The organism is Kocuria sp. BT304 (assembly GCF_003290245.1).
GTDB classification, from domain to species: domain Bacteria; phylum Actinomycetota; class Actinomycetes; order Actinomycetales; family Micrococcaceae; genus Kocuria; species Kocuria rhizophila_A.
Map to the genome: position 1 here is coordinate 1,692,923 of NZ_CP030039.1, position 14,373 is coordinate 1,707,295.

General features: G+C 72.7%; 14 protein-coding genes. 3 read left to right on the forward strand and 11 right to left on the reverse strand.

All coding sequences use genetic code 11. The features are described from left to right. Positions 1-5: 5 nt before the first annotated feature. The 3 genes from arc to DNL27_RS07515 form a co-directional block, all read right to left on the reverse strand. Positions 6-1,724: a proteasome ATPase gene (arc, locus tag DNL27_RS07505; RefSeq protein WP_112235168.1), complete on the reverse strand. Its 1,719-nt coding sequence runs from the start codon at positions 1,722-1,724 to the stop codon at positions 6-8. After that, positions 1,717-2,970: a tRNA (adenine-N1)-methyltransferase gene (locus tag DNL27_RS07510; RefSeq protein WP_012398457.1), complete on the reverse strand. Its 1,254-nt coding sequence runs from the start codon at positions 2,968-2,970 to the stop codon at positions 1,717-1,719. The genes arc and DNL27_RS07510 overlap by 8 nt, the downstream gene beginning before the upstream one ends. A 233-nt stretch (positions 2,971-3,203) precedes the next feature. Next, positions 3,204-4,439, reverse strand: coding sequence for a site-2 protease family protein (locus DNL27_RS07515; protein WP_112235169.1), 1,236 nt, complete (start codon positions 4,437-4,439; stop codon positions 3,204-3,206). Between the two features lie 84 nt (positions 4,440-4,523). On the opposite strand from DNL27_RS07515, the gene DNL27_RS07520 reads away from it, so the two are divergent. Beyond that, positions 4,524-5,420, forward strand: a complete 897-nt coding sequence (locus tag DNL27_RS07520) for a PAC2 family protein (protein WP_012398459.1) — start codon at positions 4,524-4,526, stop codon at positions 5,418-5,420. 250 nt (positions 5,421-5,670) lie between these two features. Here the strand turns inward: DNL27_RS07520 and mshC are convergent, their stop codons facing one another. From mshC to DNL27_RS12145, 3 genes are all read right to left on the reverse strand, one after another. Continuing rightward, complete coding sequence (gene mshC / locus DNL27_RS07525) at positions 5,671-6,987, reverse strand: cysteine--1-D-myo-inosityl 2-amino-2-deoxy-alpha-D-glucopyranoside ligase (protein ID WP_112235793.1); 1,317 nt, start codon at positions 6,985-6,987, stop codon at positions 5,671-5,673. A 119-nt stretch (positions 6,988-7,106) separates the two neighbouring features. Then, complete coding sequence (locus DNL27_RS07530; RefSeq protein WP_012398461.1) at positions 7,107-7,940, reverse strand: undecaprenyl-diphosphate phosphatase; 834 nt, start codon at positions 7,938-7,940, stop codon at positions 7,107-7,109. A 120-nt stretch (positions 7,941-8,060) separates the two neighbouring features. After that, positions 8,061-8,423 carry a primosomal protein gene (locus tag DNL27_RS12145; RefSeq protein ID WP_162627108.1) on the reverse strand — a complete coding sequence of 121 codons (363 nt, stop codon included), beginning with the start codon at positions 8,421-8,423 and terminating at the stop codon, positions 8,061-8,063. Positions 8,424-8,462: 39 nt separating this feature from the next. Between DNL27_RS12145 and DNL27_RS07540 the strand changes: the two genes are divergently transcribed. After that, entirely contained in the window at positions 8,463-8,708 is a 246-nt protein-coding gene (locus tag DNL27_RS07540; RefSeq protein WP_041297371.1) for a DUF5703 family protein, read from the forward strand. A gap of 118 nt (positions 8,709-8,826) precedes the next feature. Here DNL27_RS07540 and DNL27_RS07545 read toward each other — a convergent pair whose 3' ends face one another. Continuing rightward, complete coding sequence (locus DNL27_RS07545; RefSeq protein WP_012398464.1) at positions 8,827-10,053, reverse strand: acyl-CoA dehydrogenase family protein; 1,227 nt, start codon at positions 10,051-10,053, stop codon at positions 8,827-8,829. Between the two features lie 179 nt (positions 10,054-10,232). Beyond that, complete coding sequence (locus DNL27_RS07550; RefSeq protein ID WP_112235170.1) at positions 10,233-11,552, reverse strand: M20/M25/M40 family metallo-hydrolase; 1,320 nt, start codon at positions 11,550-11,552, stop codon at positions 10,233-10,235. A 100-nt stretch (positions 11,553-11,652) separates the two neighbouring features. Between DNL27_RS07550 and DNL27_RS07555 the strand changes: the two genes are divergently transcribed. Further along, positions 11,653-12,156 carry a GNAT family N-acetyltransferase gene (locus DNL27_RS07555; RefSeq protein WP_012398466.1) on the forward strand — a complete coding sequence of 168 codons (504 nt, stop codon included), beginning with the start codon at positions 11,653-11,655 and terminating at the stop codon, positions 12,154-12,156. 7 nt (positions 12,157-12,163) lie between these two features. Here the strand turns inward: DNL27_RS07555 and DNL27_RS07560 are convergent, their stop codons facing one another. The 3 genes from DNL27_RS07560 to DNL27_RS07570 all read right to left on the reverse strand — a co-directional run bounded on the left by DNL27_RS07560 (position 12,164) and on the right by DNL27_RS07570 (position 14,273). Beyond that, a complete protein-coding gene (locus DNL27_RS07560) occupies positions 12,164-12,610 on the reverse strand; it encodes a pyridoxamine 5'-phosphate oxidase family protein (RefSeq protein ID WP_112235171.1) in 447 nt (148 codons plus the stop codon). A 95-nt stretch (positions 12,611-12,705) separates the two neighbouring features. Beyond that, complete coding sequence (locus tag DNL27_RS07565; protein ID WP_112235172.1) at positions 12,706-13,518, reverse strand: SOS response-associated peptidase; 813 nt, start codon at positions 13,516-13,518, stop codon at positions 12,706-12,708. Between the two features lie 26 nt (positions 13,519-13,544). After that, positions 13,545-14,273 (reverse strand): lipoate--protein ligase family protein, encoded by a 729-nt coding sequence (locus DNL27_RS07570; protein ID WP_112235173.1) that lies wholly within the window; start codon positions 14,271-14,273, stop codon positions 13,545-13,547. Positions 14,274-14,373: the final 100 nt, after the last annotated feature.

Here is a 14,373-nt window from a genome sequence, read left to right on the forward strand (position 1 = left end):
CACCGTCACGGCGTGGCCCCCGGTCCGGCCTCACCCTGCGGGCGGTGCGAGGCCATGTGCACGCTGTCGATCGTGTCCCCGCGGCGGCCCGTGAGCCGGGCCCAGTCCTCGGAGTCCTCGGTGTCCGGCAGGTCCTGCTGCTCGTGGAACTCCTCGTCCACCGCCGCCACCAGGTGCTCGGCGGTGATCCCCCGCCGCCCCGTGGTCAGCAGGGTCTTGATGGCCTGCTTCTTGGCGCGGTCCACCACGTTGCGGATCACCGCACCAGAGGCGTAGTCCGAGAAGTACAGGGTCTCGCTCGTGCCGTTGCGGTAGCCGATGGTGAGGAACTCGGTCTCGGGCTCGCGGGCATACATCCGCTGCACCGCGGCGGCCACCAGCTCCTCCGCGGCCAGGGCCCGCGAGCCGGCGCGGGCCACGTCCTCGTCGCGCAGCGGGAGGTCCGGCGTGAGGTAGAGGGAGAAGATCTCGCGCGCGCCCTCGCGGTCGGGGCGGTCGATGCGGATCTTCACGTCCAGGCGGCCCGGGCGCAGCACGGCGGGGTCGATCATGTCCTCGCGGTTGGTGGCACCCACGACCATCACGTTGTCCAGCTGCTCCACGCCGTCGATCTCCGTGAGCAGCTGCGGCACGATCGTGGTCTCCACGTCCGAGGACAGCCCCGAGCCGCGCACGCGGAACAGGGAGTCCATCTCGTCGAAGAACACCACCACGGGCACGCCGCGTGCGGCCTGCTCCCGGGCGTTGGCGAAAATCGACCGGATCTGGCGCTCCGTCTCCCCCACGTACTTGTCGAGCAGCTCGGGGCCCTTGATGTTGAGGAAGTACCCCTCGGGCCGCGAGCGCCCGGCCTTCGCGGCGGAGCGCTCCGCGAGGGAGCGGGCCACGGCCTTGGCGATGAGGGTCTTGCCGTTGCCGGGCGGGCCGTAGAGCAGGATGCCCTTGGGCGGGCGCAGCCCGTGCTCGCGGAAGATCTCGGGGTGCACGTGGGGCAGCTCCACGGCGTCGCGGATGGCCTCGATCTGGGGTCCGAGTCCGCCGATGTCCGTGTAGCTGACGTCCGGGACCTCCTCGAGCACGAGCTGCTCGACATCCGTGCGGGTGACGGGTTCCAGGGCGAAGCCGGTGCGGTGGTCCACGGTCACGGCGTCCCCGGGCTTCGGCCGCTCCCGCCGCAGCCGGCCGGAGAGCAGCAGCACGCGCTCCTCGTCCGAGCGGCCCACGGTCAGCACGCGGTCGTGGTCCACGACCTCCTTGACGGTGGCCACCTCACCGGTGCGCTCGTACTCGAGCAGCGCAACCACCACGTAGTTCTCGTTGAGCAGCACCCCGAGCCCGGGTTCGCACGCGCCGAACGAGACGAGCGGGCTCACGGCCACGCGCATCCGGCGCCCGGCCGCCAGCACGTCCAGGGTGGGTCCCGTGACCACGGGGCCGTCCCCGGTGGCCTCGCCCACGGGTCGACGGCCGTGGTTGACCTGCAGGACCACGGCGTACGTCGCGGGCGGTTCGGCCTCCGCGGCGAGGGTCTTCTTCAGGCCCACGATCTCCTGGCGGGACGCGTTGAGCAGCCGCACGAGCTTCTCGTTCTGCGAAGCCAGTGCCGCAGCCTGCTTGTCGAGGTTGCGCTTCTGGTCCCGCAGCAGGTTGACCTGGCGCTGCACGGGGTCCGTGGCGGGGCGCTGCGGGGCGGCGGAACCGCTCTCGTGGCGGGGCTCAGTCATCGCGGCCCCGTTCGCCGTCGGACTCCCGTCCGTCCGTCAGGCCCAGCGCGCCGTCCGCGCCACGCCCGTGCTCGACGGCGTGCATCCCCGCGGCCTCCGTGTCGGCGGCCCGGGTCTCGGGGGCCGGGGTGGCGGCGGGCTCCGCGCGGTCGCCGGCGGCTGAGGCACCCGGGGCGGGCCGGGCGGCGTCGTCGTCCGCACCGGCGATCTGCTCGTGGGCGCGCGCGGCGTGCTGCGCCAACGACGCCGCGTCCCGGCCCGCACGGCGCAGCTTGCGGTCCGAGACGATGCGCTCGCCGAGGGCCACCGGCGTCCAGGCCTGCAGGTCCTCCTCGGTGTACTCGCTCTTGGACGCGCGGCGCTTGGGGGCCAGGCGCGGCGAGCCGTCCGCGAGGCGGCGGGACTGGATCAGGAAACCGGTGTGGGCCACCATCCGGTGGTCCGGGCGCACCGCGAGGCCCTCCACGTGCCACCCGCGCACCATGGTCTCCGAGGCTTCGGGCTCGGTGAAGCGCCCGTCCGCGCGCATGGCCTCCGCCACGCGGGAGAGCTGGGGCACGGTGGCCACGTAGCAGATCACCACACCGCCTGGGGCGAGGGCCGTGGCCACGGCGTCCAGGCACTCCCACGGGGCGAGCATGTCCAGGATCACGCGGTCCACGGAGCCGGGCTCCTCGGTGGCGCCGAGCTCCTCCGCGAGGTCCCCGAGGCTCAGCTCCCACGCGGGGTGCGGGCCGCCGAACATGGTCTCGATGTTGCCGCGGGCGATCTCCGCGAACTCCTCGCGCCGCTCGAACGAGTGCACGCGGCCCTCGTCCCCCACCGCGCGCAGCAGCGAGATGCTCAGCGCACCGGAGCCCACCCCGGCCTCGACCACGCGGGCACCGGGGAAAATGTCCGCCATGGTCACGATCTGCCCGGAGTCCTTGGGGTAGATCACCGCGGCACCGCGGGGCATCGACAGCACGAAGTCCTTGAGCAGCGGGCGCAGCGCCTGGTACTGGATCCCGGCGGTGTTGGAGACCACCGTGCCCTCGGGCTGCCCGATCAGCTGGTCGTGGGTGAGCACCCCGCGGTGCGTGTGGTGCTCGCCGCCGTCCACCAGGGTGATGGTGGTCATCTTCCCGCTCTCGTCCGTGAGCTGCACGCGCTCGCCGGAACGGAAGGGTCCTCGCCGGTTGGCCGCGCCGCGCACGGAGGCCGTGGTGGACGGGGTGGAGGAATCGTGGGATCGCTGCTCGGTCATCTGCTCGCTCTCGCGCGGGGTCTACAGGAATGCTGTCCGGTCCGCGGTGCGCCCCCGTGGGAGCGGACCGCCTCTGCCGCCATTCTCCCACCGTAGCCCGACGCCGCACGCCACCTCCACGGGCCCCGGCACCCCGAGCGCGGGAGACGGCCCCCGCGGCACCACCGGCCCGGTCCGGCCCATGCACCCGACGCTCCGTGCGCGGCAGACGGCCGTGGGGCCGTCCGGGGCGTTCAGCGGCGCAGGGCGTACCGGGCGAGGTCCTCGTGGTGCACCACCCCGCCCACGACCCCCGTCGGCTCCTCGGCCCGCGCTGGACCCGCGCCCACCGACCCGTCGGCGGCGCCCGTCCCATCCACGACGCACAGCCACGGCAGCTGTCGGGACTCCATGAGCCGCACCATGTGCCCGCCGGCGGCGTCCGGGGCCACGAACGCGTCCTGCGGGCACCACACGCACACGTCCCCCACGGCCACGTGGGCACGCTGCCCGCCCGTGACCTCGGCGGAACGGGCGGGGCTCAGCACCCCCACCAGGCCACGGGACGGATCCCGCACCACCACGTCCGGGGTCCACCCGCGGTAGCCGTGAGAGGTGGCCTCCGTGACCGTGGCGTCCACGAGCGAGAGCGGGGTGGCAGGGGCGAACTCCAGGGCGGGACGGGCGATGTCGCGGGCCCGTACGGCGTCGAGCACCCCCGTGAGCCGGGCTTGCCGGAGAGACTGACCGGCCCCCAGGAAGATGAACCCCGCCACAAGGGCGACCACCGCGAAGACCAGGGGCGAGCGCCACTGCGCGGTGACCGTGGCCCACAGCACCACGAGCACCGCGATGGCCCGGCCGCACCACGCGGCCGCCACGGTGCCCCTGCTCTCCGCACCGGTCAGCGCCCAGACCACGGCCTCGACCACGCGGCCGCCGTCCAGCGGCAGCCCGGGCAGCAGGTTGAACAGGCCGAGCACCCAGTTGGCCAGCACGAGCAGCTGCAGCAGCGCCCACACCGGTCCCGCCGCGGACTCCGGTGCGAAGGACAGCGCGAACTCCCCCGCGGCTGCGAGCGCCAGATTGCTCACCGGGCCCACGAGGGACACGAGTGCGGTGGGCAGCGGGCGCGTGGCCACCGCACCGAACGCGGTGTGCCCGCCCATGAGCGTGAGCACGATCCTGCCCACAGGCCAGCCCGCGGCTCGCCCGGCGAGCGCGTGGGCGAGCTCGTGGACCAGGACGCTCAGCGCGAGACCGACCGCGAAGCCCAGGGCCAGCACCAGGTTGAGCCACCCCAGCCCGGGGTACAGCCGCCACAGCACCGGCCCGTACATCAGCACGGTCAGCACGGCGATCACGAACCAGGAGCGGTCCAGCACGAGCTCGACCCCGAGGACCCGGCCCAGGGGCATGCCCCGGCGCCGGGCGGTGGTGGTGCGGGGGACGGGACCGGTGGCGGGATCGGGGAACCGGGATGCAGGCATGGGCCTCATGGTAGGGCGCGCTCCCGGTGCGGGGCTGGACACGCGCGGGCGGCCCCCCGGGGCGGGCACCGTACAGTAAGACGGGTGAGCATGTTGGACAGCAATTCGCAGCACCCCGGGACCGGTCCGTTCGGCGTGGTCCGCGACGGCCTCGACCAGGAACCGGTCACGGTCCTGATCGCGGCGTTCGAGGGCTGGAACGACGCCGGGGACGCCGCCACGGACACCCTCAAGCTGATCCGTGAGCACCTGGGCGCCCGGGAGGTCTTCGAGGTCGCCTCGGACGACTACTACGACTACCAGTACTCGCGCCCCGTGATCCGCCGCTCCCTGTCCGGGGAGCAGAAGCTGCAGTGGCCCTCCACCCGGCTGTCCAAGGCGTCGGTGCCGGGCACCAACCTGGATGTGGTGCTGCTCCACGGCTGGGAACCCTCCTACCGCTGGCGCACCTTCACCGCCGAGCTGCTGGAGCAGGCCACCGCCCTGGACGTGGACTTCGTGATCATGCTCGGCTCGCTGCTCGCGGACGTCCCGCACACCCGACCCATCCCGGTGACCCTGACCTCCGACACCGAGGAGCTGCGCACCGAGCTGGACATCGAGGCACCCCAGTACGAGGGCCCCACGGGCATCGTGGGCGTCCTCTCGCACATGTCCGCGCTCGCGGGGTTTCCCACGCTGAGCATGTGGGCGGCGGTGCCGCACTACGTGGCCCACTCCCCCTCTCCCAAGGCGCAGCTCGCGCTCGCCCGCCAGCTGGAGGACCTGCTGGGCATGTCCCTGCCCCTGGACCCGGTGGTCGAGGACGCCGAGGCCTGGGAGCGCGGGGTGGACGAGCTGGCCTCCGAGGATCCCGAGGTGGCCGACTACGTCCGTCAGCTCGAGGAGGCCAAGGACACGGTGGACCTGCCCGAGGCCACCGGGGACGCCATCGCCCGCGAGTTCGAGCGCTACCTGCGCCGCCGCGACGACCGCGGCTGAGCCCCGGGGCAGGGGTGACGACGCCCCGCGAGCCCGGTCGCCGGGCCCCACGGCGCGGTGGGCACGAGAGCCGTCCGCCCCGGAGCGTGCCTGCTCGGGTACGGCCGCAGGAACCACGGCAGCCACGTGGGTGCTCCTCGGGCGCGGCGGCGGGCATCCGGGACGTTCCCTGCCCCTGCACTCCCGACAACGACGGCGCGCCCCGGACCGGGTGATCACCCGGTCCGGGGCGCGCCGCGCCGCTCCGGCGTCAGAGCACGACGCCGAGCAGCGCCTCCGCGGTGTCCCGCGCCAGGCGGGTGTCCTGCGAGGACGCTCCCGAGCCGCGTGCGGCGGCACCGCCCAGGTTGCGGGCGGCCCACGCGTCCACGGCGATCAGGGCCGCGGGTGAGTTGAGGTCCTCGCCGAGCGCGGCACGCACGGCCTCGAGCATCGCGTCCGCCCCGGCCGTCTCCTGCTTCGCCGCGGCTTCGCGCCACGTGCCCAGCCGGCGCCGCGCCTGCTCCAACAGCTCGTCCGTCCAGAACCAGTCCGTGCGGTAGTGGTTGGCGAGGATCGCCAGGCGGATCACCGCGGGGTCCATCCCCTGGGCGCGCAGCGTGGAGACCAGCACCAGGTTGCCCCGGGACTTGGACATCTTCTCCCCGTCCAGCCCCACCATGGCCGTGTGCACGTAGTGCTCGGCCATCGGCTGCCCGGACAGCGCGTACGCGTGACCCGCACCCATGTCGTGGTGCGGGAAGGCAAGGTCCGAGCCGCCCCCCTGCACCGTGAACGGGCGGGGCAGCAGGTCCAGGGCGATCACGCTGCACTCGATGTGCCACCCCGGGCGCCCGGGCCCGAGTGACGCGCCGTCCCACGACGGCTCGCCGGCACGGTGGGCACGCCACAGCAGCGGGTCCATGGGGTCGCGCTTGCCCGTGCGGTCGGGGTCCCCGCCGTGGTCCGCGAACAGCGGCATCATCCGGTCCCGCTCACCGGCCAGGCGGCACGTGCTGCCCACCACCCACGCGTCCGGGTCCTCCGCGCGCAGGGCGCCGGCGGCGTCGACGTCGAAGTAGACGTCACCCGCGGGTGCGGGCTCGCCGCCCTGGCCGGTGCCCGCGGGAGCGCGGTACGCGAGCCCGCGCTCGAGGAGCCGCTCCACGGCGGGCACGATCCGGTCCACGACCTCCGTGGCCCCCACGTAGTGCTGGGGTGCCAGCACGTTCAGGGCACTCATGTCCGTGCGGAAGAGCTCGGTCTGGGACTCGGCGAGCTCCCGCCAGTCCACTCCCGTGGCGTCCGCGCGCTCGAGCAGCGGATCGTCCACGTCCGTGACGTTCTGCACGTAGTCCACCGACCACCCGGCGTCGCGCCAGAGCCGGTGGAGCAGGTCGAAGGCCACGTACGTGGCCGCGTGGCCCATGTGCGTGGCGTCGTACGGGGTGATCCCGCACACGTACAGGCTCGCCCGGCCGTCCCGGGCCGTGAGCGGCTCCAGCTGGCCGGTGCTGGTGTCGTGGACACGGGGTGCCGTGCCGGTCCCGGGCAGTTCCGGGACGGGGCGGGAGGACCAGGACTTCATGTTCACCTTCACTAGGACGGTCGATCGTTTCTCACGGGCGCAACCGGCGCCCCCGGCACGCTATTCCCCGCCCAGCGGGCGTCGTCGTGACGGCGGGCCGCGCGGGTCGCGGGTGGGTCTCAGGCGGTCAGGATCCCCGTGCCGAGCAGCACGAACACCGCGGCCCCCAGCAGGATCCGGTACCACACGAACAGGCTGTAGCTGCGCTCGGAGATGTAGTGCATGAACCAGCCGATGATCAGGTAGCCCACCGCGAACGCGATGACGGTGGCCACCGCCGTCTGGCCCATCGTGTAGATCCCTGCGGGAACCTTCCCGGCCAGCACCTTGTAGAGCTCGTAGAGCCCCGAGGAGAACACCGCCGGGATGGCCAGCAGGAACGCGTAGCGGGCTGCGGCGGCCCGGGTGTAGCCCATGAGCAGACCCGCGGTGATGGTGCCGCCGGAGCGCGAGACGCCAGGGATCAGCGCGAGCGCCTGCGCGAAGCCGTAGCCCACCGCGTGCTTGACGTCGAGGTCCTCGAGGTGGCGCTCCTGCTTGCCCACGTGGTCCGCGACCGCCAGGAACAGGCCGAAGACGATCAGCATGGTGGCCGTGATCCACAGCGAACGGAACTGGGTCTCGATCACGTCCTGCAGCAGCAGCCCCAGCACGGCGATCGGGAACGAGCCCAGGATGATGAACCACCCCATCCGGGCGTCCGGGTCCTTGCGGTCCACACGCCCGGTGAGCGAGAGCGCCCACTGCTTGATGATGCGCACGATGTCCCGCCAGAAGAACAGGATCACGGCGGTCTCCGTGCCCAGCTGCGTGATGGCGGTGAAGGCGGCTCCGGGGTCCCCGCCGTGGGGCAGGAACTCGCCCACGATGCGCAGGTGCGCCGAGGAGGACACCGGGAGGAATTCGGTCAGGCCCTGCACGAGGCCGAGGATTATCGCTTCGATCCAGTTCACGCGACAACTGTACGGCACCCCACCCCGGCCCCCGCGGGCGCGGGCTGAGAGGCGGCTGGGCACGCGCACGGGCCCCCGACCCGGACTCTCGTCCGTGGCCGGGGGCCCGTGCGCGTGGACTCAGCCGCGCCCGGTGCGTCCGTTCGTGGCACCGGGGGCGTCGTCGTCATCGTCGTCGTAGTCGTCCTCGTCGATGAGGTCCTCGTCCACGGCCTCGTCGTCCTCGAGGAGGTCGTCGTCATCGTCGTCGTCCTCGTCGTAGTCGAGGTCGTCGTCGTCCTCCTCGGCGAACACGGTGAGGGGGGTGACCTCGTCGTAGGCGTCGTAGAGCGCCTCCTCGTAGGCCTCGAAGGAGTTGGCGATGGAAACGTAGGCCGCGTCCACCGAAGGGTCCTCGTCCGAGCGCCGGTTCGCGGCGGCGGCGAGGTGTTCTTCCAGGGCGTTGACGAGCGTCTGCAGGGCGGCGCGAGGATCGGTGCTCATGAGGTAGACGTTAGCCGTTATCGGAGCAGAATGGGAGCGATGAGAGAACAACGCCTGAAGCACAGTTCCGTGACCGACCACCCGGTGATGCTCGGCCACGACGAACGCTACGAGTACCTCAGCCTCACGGTGGCACCGCGCGAGCACCCCTCCGAGGCCCGCACCCGCGTCAAGGAGCACGCCGAGTACGGCAAGTGGGAGCTCATGCGCTCCGCGGTGCTCTACGGCGGTGCCCGCCGCTACGTGATGCGCCGACGGATCATGCGCGTGGACCGCACCATGTGATCCGGTGCCCGGCCCCGCGCTCGCGGCGCCAGGACGGCCCCGAGACAGTGGTGAGACGACGGCGCCGCCGCTGCCGGGGGGGGGGGGCGGGGCCGCCGCCCTGACGCCGGGGGGCCGCTCAGCCGCCGACCGGGCCCAGCAGGGACGTGGCCGTGGCCGCGTGCACGGACTCCTCGTCCGAGGGGTGGTACATCCCGGCGAGCACGTCCCGGTAGAGCCGCTCCAGCTCGGAGCCGCGCCGGTACTGGGACCCGCCCGAGGAGCGCAGCGCCAGGTCCACGATCTCCCGCGCGGCCTCCGTGGCCCGGTGCTTGACGCCGGAGAACAGGATGAACCATCGCGGCCCGTGGTCCACCTCGCTCGCCGAGCCCAGGGCGTCCACGTCCGCGCACAGCTGGCGCAGCTGCAGCTCGACCCCGTCGCGCAGCACTCCGGCCCGGGCCACGTGACGGCGGATGTCCGGGTCCTGCGAGTACGCCGCGCCCTTGGCCAGCGAGCGCCGGGTGGTGGTGATCTCCACGGCCACCTCGATCGCCCGGTCCGCGATGCCGGTGTAGACCGCCGCGAGCAGCAGCTCGAAGCACCCGAAGATCCCCCACACCACGGGGTCGGGGTTCGGACCCACGGGTGTGGTGGTCAGCACGTCACGCTCCCGCAGCAGCGACCCGTTCAGCACCGTGGTGCAGGACTGCGAGGCGCGCATGCCCAGGGCGTCCCAGTCCTGCCGGGTCTCCACGCCCGGCACCGCGGTGGTGTGATCCGCCCGGGTGAGGAAGCCCACCACGAGCCGCGCGGCGTCGTCGTCCCCGTCGGCCCCCGCACCGGGAGCCTGTGCGGCCTCCGTGCGGGCGTGGACGAGCAGCCGCGTCCAGCGCGGCGAGAGCGACGTGAAGATCTTGGTCCCGTGCAGCGACCAGCCGCCGTCGGCGGGCTCGGCGCGGGTGGTGGCGTCGAAGAGCACGGAGTCGTTGCCGGCCTCGGAGATGCCGAACGCGAACACCTCACCCGCCACCGCGTCCTCGAAGATCCGGTGCGCCCGCTCGTCCCCGCGCAGGTGCAGGGTGTGGCCGATGCCCACGATCACGTGGTGCATGTTGATCCCCAGCGCCGTGGCCGGTGCGGCGGTGGCCAGCCGGCGCTGGGCGCGGGCCGCCTGCTCGAGTGTGAAGCCCAGGCCGCCGAACTGCCTCGGCACGAGCATGCGCAGGTAGCCGCGCTCCCGCAGCGCCTCGAAGTCCTCGTCGCAGAACCGGTTCTCACGGTCCACGTCCGCCGCGCGGGCGCGGATCTCGCGCAGCAGTTCCTCGGGGAGCAGCTCGGTCACGGGGTCCATCTCTCGGTCCATGTCAGGGTCCTTCGAATCGGGGTGTTCGCGGGTTCCGGCGCTCGGACGGCCGGGTGTGCGCGGGGCGCGGGCCGGGCGGTGCGCCGGGGACGACGCCGCGCGGGTGCGTCGGGGGACGACGCCGGCCGGGTGCGTTGGGCGCGGACGCGACCGGGCGTCGTCGTCGGGGCGTGCGGTGGTCAGTAGGTGCGCAGGAGCCGGTCCAGCACGCGGGAGCCGAACTCCAGGGAGGCGACGGGCACGCGCTCGTCCACGCCGTGGAACATGCCCGTGAAGTCGAGCTCGTCCGGCAGCTGGAGCGGCACGAAGCCGTAGCCGGTGATGCCCAGGGTGGACAGGGACTTGTTGTCGGTGCCCGCGCCGAGCATGTAGGGCAGCACCACGGCGTCGGGATCCTCGGCCTCCAGGGCGTCGACCATGGCGTCCACCACCGTGCCGGAGAACGGGACCTCCAGGGCGATGTCCTCGAACTCAGCCTCGATGCCCACCCTGTCCCCGGCCAGCTCCTGCAGTGTGGCCAGCACGTGCTCCTTCTGCTCGGGCAGGAAGCGCACGTCCACCGCGCCGTGGGCGGAACCGGGGATCACGTTGGTCTTGTACCCGCCCTCGAGCACCGTGGGGTTCGAGGTGTTCTGCAGGGTGGCCCCCACGAATCGGGAGACGGCACCCAGCTCGCGCAGCAGCTTCTGGGGGTTCTGCGGGTCGAACTCCACCCCGGTGAGCTCGGTGACCTGGTCCAGGAACGCCCGGGTGGTCTTGGTGAGCTCGACCGGCCACGTGTACTGGCCGATGTTGGCCATCGCCCGGGACAGGTGCGTGACGGCGTTGTCCTCGTGCAGCCCGGAGCCGTGCCCGGCCTGGCCCTGCGCGTGGAGCTTGAGCCACAGCAGCCCCTTCTCCGCGGTCTGCAGCAGGTACGCCCGGCGCCCGCCGATGTTCGCGGAGAAGCCACCCACCTCGCTGATCGCGTCCGTGACACCGTCGAAGACCTCGGGGTGTTCGTTCACCATGTACTTGGAGCCGTAGCGCATGCCCGCCTCCTCGTCCGCGAAGAACCCGAAGACGATGTCGCGCTTCGGCACGGCCCCGGTGCGGCGCATGTGCCGCAGGACGGACAGCATCATCGCGTCCATGTCTTTCATGTCCACGGCCCCGCGGCCCCAGATCATGCCGTCCTTCTCCTCCGCCGCGAACGGGTCCACGGACCAGTCCTGCGCCATCGCGGGCACCACGTCCAAGTGGCCGTGCACCAGCAGCGCGCCCGCCGTGGGGTCCGAGCCCTCGATCCGCGTGAACACGTTCGCCCGGCCGGGCGCGGACTCGAAGTACTGGGTCTCCAGGCCCACCTCCTGGATCAGCCCGGCCACGTGCTCGGCCGCGGCGCGCTCCCCCTCGGCCTCGCCGCTGGAGTAGTTGGAGGTGTCGAAACGGATCAGCTCCCGGCAGATCCGGGCGGTCTCCGCCTCCGGCGTGGACGTGGTCTGTGGCTTCTCGTTCATGCCCCTCACGGTAGTCCTCCCGTGGCATTGCCCGGGTTCTCCGTTACGCTGAGGTGGCGACAACCCCTTCTGTTGCCCAACTGACCCGTGGGAGGCCACGATGACTGGAACCATCACCCTGATCGCCCGGACCGTGTCCAACCACCGTGAGGTCACGGCGCCCAGCCGCTCCGTCACGGCGGCGGACTCCGCGGCGCTGGCCCGCCTGCTGCTGGAGGCGTACGGGACCCAGGGCACGGGCACGCCCGAGAAGGCAGAGAGCCTGATCCAGGACGCGTTCAACGACGCCTACGGGCCGTTCCTGGCCGAGCAGTCCCAGCTGATCGAGGACGAGGACGGCAACCCCGTGGCCGCCGCCATGGTGCTCAGCCGCCGGGACGACCCCCAGCTGCCGGACTCCCCCTACCTCTTCGAACTGTTCACGGCCTCCTCGCACCGCCGCCGCGGGCTCGCCGAGCAGCTGGTGCGCCAGGTGATGGCCTCGCTGCACGAGAACGGCTACGAGGAGGTGTGCGTGCGCATCCCGGAGGACAACGCCGCGGCGCTCGCGCTCTACCTGACCCTCGACTTCAACCGCTGGAACCCGGAGCAGGACGAGATCTGAGCCCCGCTCAGCGCAGCGTGAGCTCCTCCGCCAGGCGGGGCTCACGCGCCACGTCCGTGTGCAGGGCCCAGCGCACGGTGATCCCCACCAGGCGCAGCGCCTCGGGGTCGTGGGTGTCCGTGGCGCCGGGGTGCTGGGCCTCGAGGGTCTCCCCCGCCGCCGCGGCCTCAGCTCCTTCGAGCACGGTGGCCTCGCCCTCGAGCTGAACCTCCTCCGTGCCGTCGCGCATCAGCACCATGGACACGCGGGGGTCCGAGGTGATGTTCGTGAACTTGCGGGAGCCCGCATTCGTGCCGAGCACGATGCGCGCGTCCTCGGTGGCTGCGACGTTCACGTAGGCGGACTCCGGGTGCCCGGTGCCGCTGTTGCTCGCGATCACCCCCGCACCCGCCACGCGGACGAAGTCCACGAGCCAGCGTGCGTCCCGCGTGAGGTTTCCGCCCAGTTCCACCATGTCTGCCCCGATCCTCGTGTGCCGTCCGCTCGTGCGTGCACTGCCCACTTTAGGGCGGGCACCGCGCCCCGTCACCGGGGGCGCGGGGGGTGTGTTCACAGCAGCGTGTTCTGCGGTTCCACCAGCTGGGGGCCCCGCGACGCCACCGAGCCGACCTCCGTGCCCACGGGGTGCATGCCCCAGTGCGCCGCGACCTCCAGGCCGTGGTCCACCGCGCGGTCCACGAGCGCCCGTGTCCGGGCCTTGTCCGTGTCCGGGGTGATCCACTCCCGCGCGAACTCCTCGCTCATGCCCACGGGCAGCCGGTCGTGCAGGGAGCCCAGGGCCGCCAAGGCCGGGTCCTCGTCGTGAGGGCTCGGAGCCGCACGGGTGAGGATCGAGCACGAGAGCAGCCAGGCGCCGTCGGGATCCCCGCCACGACCGGGACGGGTCTGCCCCGCCCGCGCGCCGTCGGTGGCGTCCGCGGGCACGCGCCACCACTCGTAGATGCCAGCGAACCAGATCCCGGACCCGTCCCGGGGGTGCACGTAGTACGGCTGCTTCCTGCCGCGTCCGCTGTCCGGGGCCTTCCACTCGTAGTAGCCGTCGGCGGGCACGGCGCAGCGGCGGGACGTGATGGCGGCACGGAACGAGGGCTTGTCCATCACGGTCTCAGAGCGCGCGTTGAACATCCTGGAGCCCACCGAGATCTCCTTGGCCCACGAGGGCACCAGCCCCCAGCGGGCGGCATGCAGCTCGGGCAGCAGCTGGCCGTCCTCCGAGAGCCGCTCCAGCAGCACGGGCACGGTGTGGGTGGGGGCCACGTTCCAGTTGGGCTCCACGTGCTCACCCACCGAGGCGTCCACCCGCGCGTCGAAGGGCAGGGCCAGCTGCCCGGGAGTCCTGGCGATCACGTAGCGCCCGCACATGTGGGGCCCCTTCCTGTTCGGTGGGTTCAGCCGTGCTCGGGGCGGGTCACCGGTCCGTGACCCATGTACTGCCCGTACCTGTCGTAGACGTTCAGCAGCGCGGTCTCGACCTCCGCCACCGTGGTCCCGGGGCGCACGTCCGCCACGCATCCGGCGGTGGAGGGCTCCCACGGGACGCCCAGGCACGCGTAGACATCCTCGAGCACCCCCCGCAGGGGCTCGGACTCCTCGACCACCACCACGGTGGAGAAGTACCACGCTCCGGCCACCACGCGCTGGGCCGTGCCCGCGAGCTTGACCGGCCGGCGAGGGTGCGCGGCCGTGCCCGGGGCGTGCACGCTGTACTCCCCCGCGCAGTACTCGCCCGGGATCTCGCCCACCTGGGCGGGAACCTCGAGCTCCTCGAGCGCGGCCACCACCATGTCCCCGAACAGCCGGTAGCGGTCCTGGATGCCGGTCTTGGGGTCCGGGTCCGGCTCCACGTGATCGATCACGAGGCACCCGCCGTGGTAGGCCGCCGCGCGGCCACCCACCCGGCGCACGAGAGGCGTGAAGGCGGCGTCGAGCGCGGCCTGGCGGGCACGGGCGAAGCCCGGGTTCAGTTCGTCCCGGCGCCCGAAGGCCACGGTGGGCCGCGGCTGGTAGACGCGCAGCACGGGCTCGGTGGCGCCGCCGCGGGCGGCGTCGAGGATGGACAGGGCGCGGCGGTAGTCCTGCTCGGCGCCCAGGGACTCGCGCTGACGTATGAGTTTCATGCTGGCGCCAACTCTAGTGCAGGCGCGCGGCGAGCTGCCCGGTACCGAGCCGCGCGCTCGGGCCCCGGTGTGGACGAGCCGTACCCCCGCAGTGGCGACG

What these genes read in the sequence shown, in the direction of transcription:
- arc (WP_112235168.1), bottom strand. Translation starts at nt 1,724, where the DNA reads ATGACTGAGCCCCGCCACGAGAGCGGTTCCGCCGCCCCGCAGCGCCCC.
- DNL27_RS07510 (WP_012398457.1), bottom strand. Translation starts at nt 2,970, where the DNA reads ATGACCGAGCAGCGATCCCACGATTCCTCCACCCCGTCCACCACGGCC.
- DNL27_RS07515 (WP_112235169.1), bottom strand. Translation starts at nt 4,439, where the DNA reads ATGCCTGCATCCCGGTTCCCCGATCCCGCCACCGGTCCCGTCCCCCGC.
- mshC (WP_112235793.1), bottom strand. Translation starts at nt 6,987, where the DNA reads ATGAAGTCCTGGTCCTCCCGCCCCGTCCCGGAACTGCCCGGGACCGGC.
- DNL27_RS12145 (WP_162627108.1), bottom strand. Translation starts at nt 8,423, where the DNA reads ATGAGCACCGATCCTCGCGCCGCCCTGCAGACGCTCGTCAACGCCCTG.
- DNL27_RS07540 (WP_041297371.1), top strand. Translation starts at nt 8,463, where the DNA reads ATGAGAGAACAACGCCTGAAGCACAGTTCCGTGACCGACCACCCGGTG.
- DNL27_RS07545 (WP_012398464.1), bottom strand. Translation starts at nt 10,053, where the DNA reads ATGGACCGAGAGATGGACCCCGTGACCGAGCTGCTCCCCGAGGAACTG.
- DNL27_RS07550 (WP_112235170.1), bottom strand. Translation starts at nt 11,552, where the DNA reads ATGAACGAGAAGCCACAGACCACGTCCACGCCGGAGGCGGAGACCGCC.
- DNL27_RS07555 (WP_012398466.1), top strand. Translation starts at nt 11,653, where the DNA reads ATGACTGGAACCATCACCCTGATCGCCCGGACCGTGTCCAACCACCGT.
- DNL27_RS07560 (WP_112235171.1), bottom strand. Translation starts at nt 12,610, where the DNA reads ATGGTGGAACTGGGCGGAAACCTCACGCGGGACGCACGCTGGCTCGTG.
- DNL27_RS07565 (WP_112235172.1), bottom strand. Translation starts at nt 13,518, where the DNA reads ATGTGCGGGCGCTACGTGATCGCCAGGACTCCCGGGCAGCTGGCCCTG.
- DNL27_RS07570 (WP_112235173.1), bottom strand. Translation starts at nt 14,273, where the DNA reads ATGAAACTCATACGTCAGCGCGAGTCCCTGGGCGCCGAGCAGGACTAC.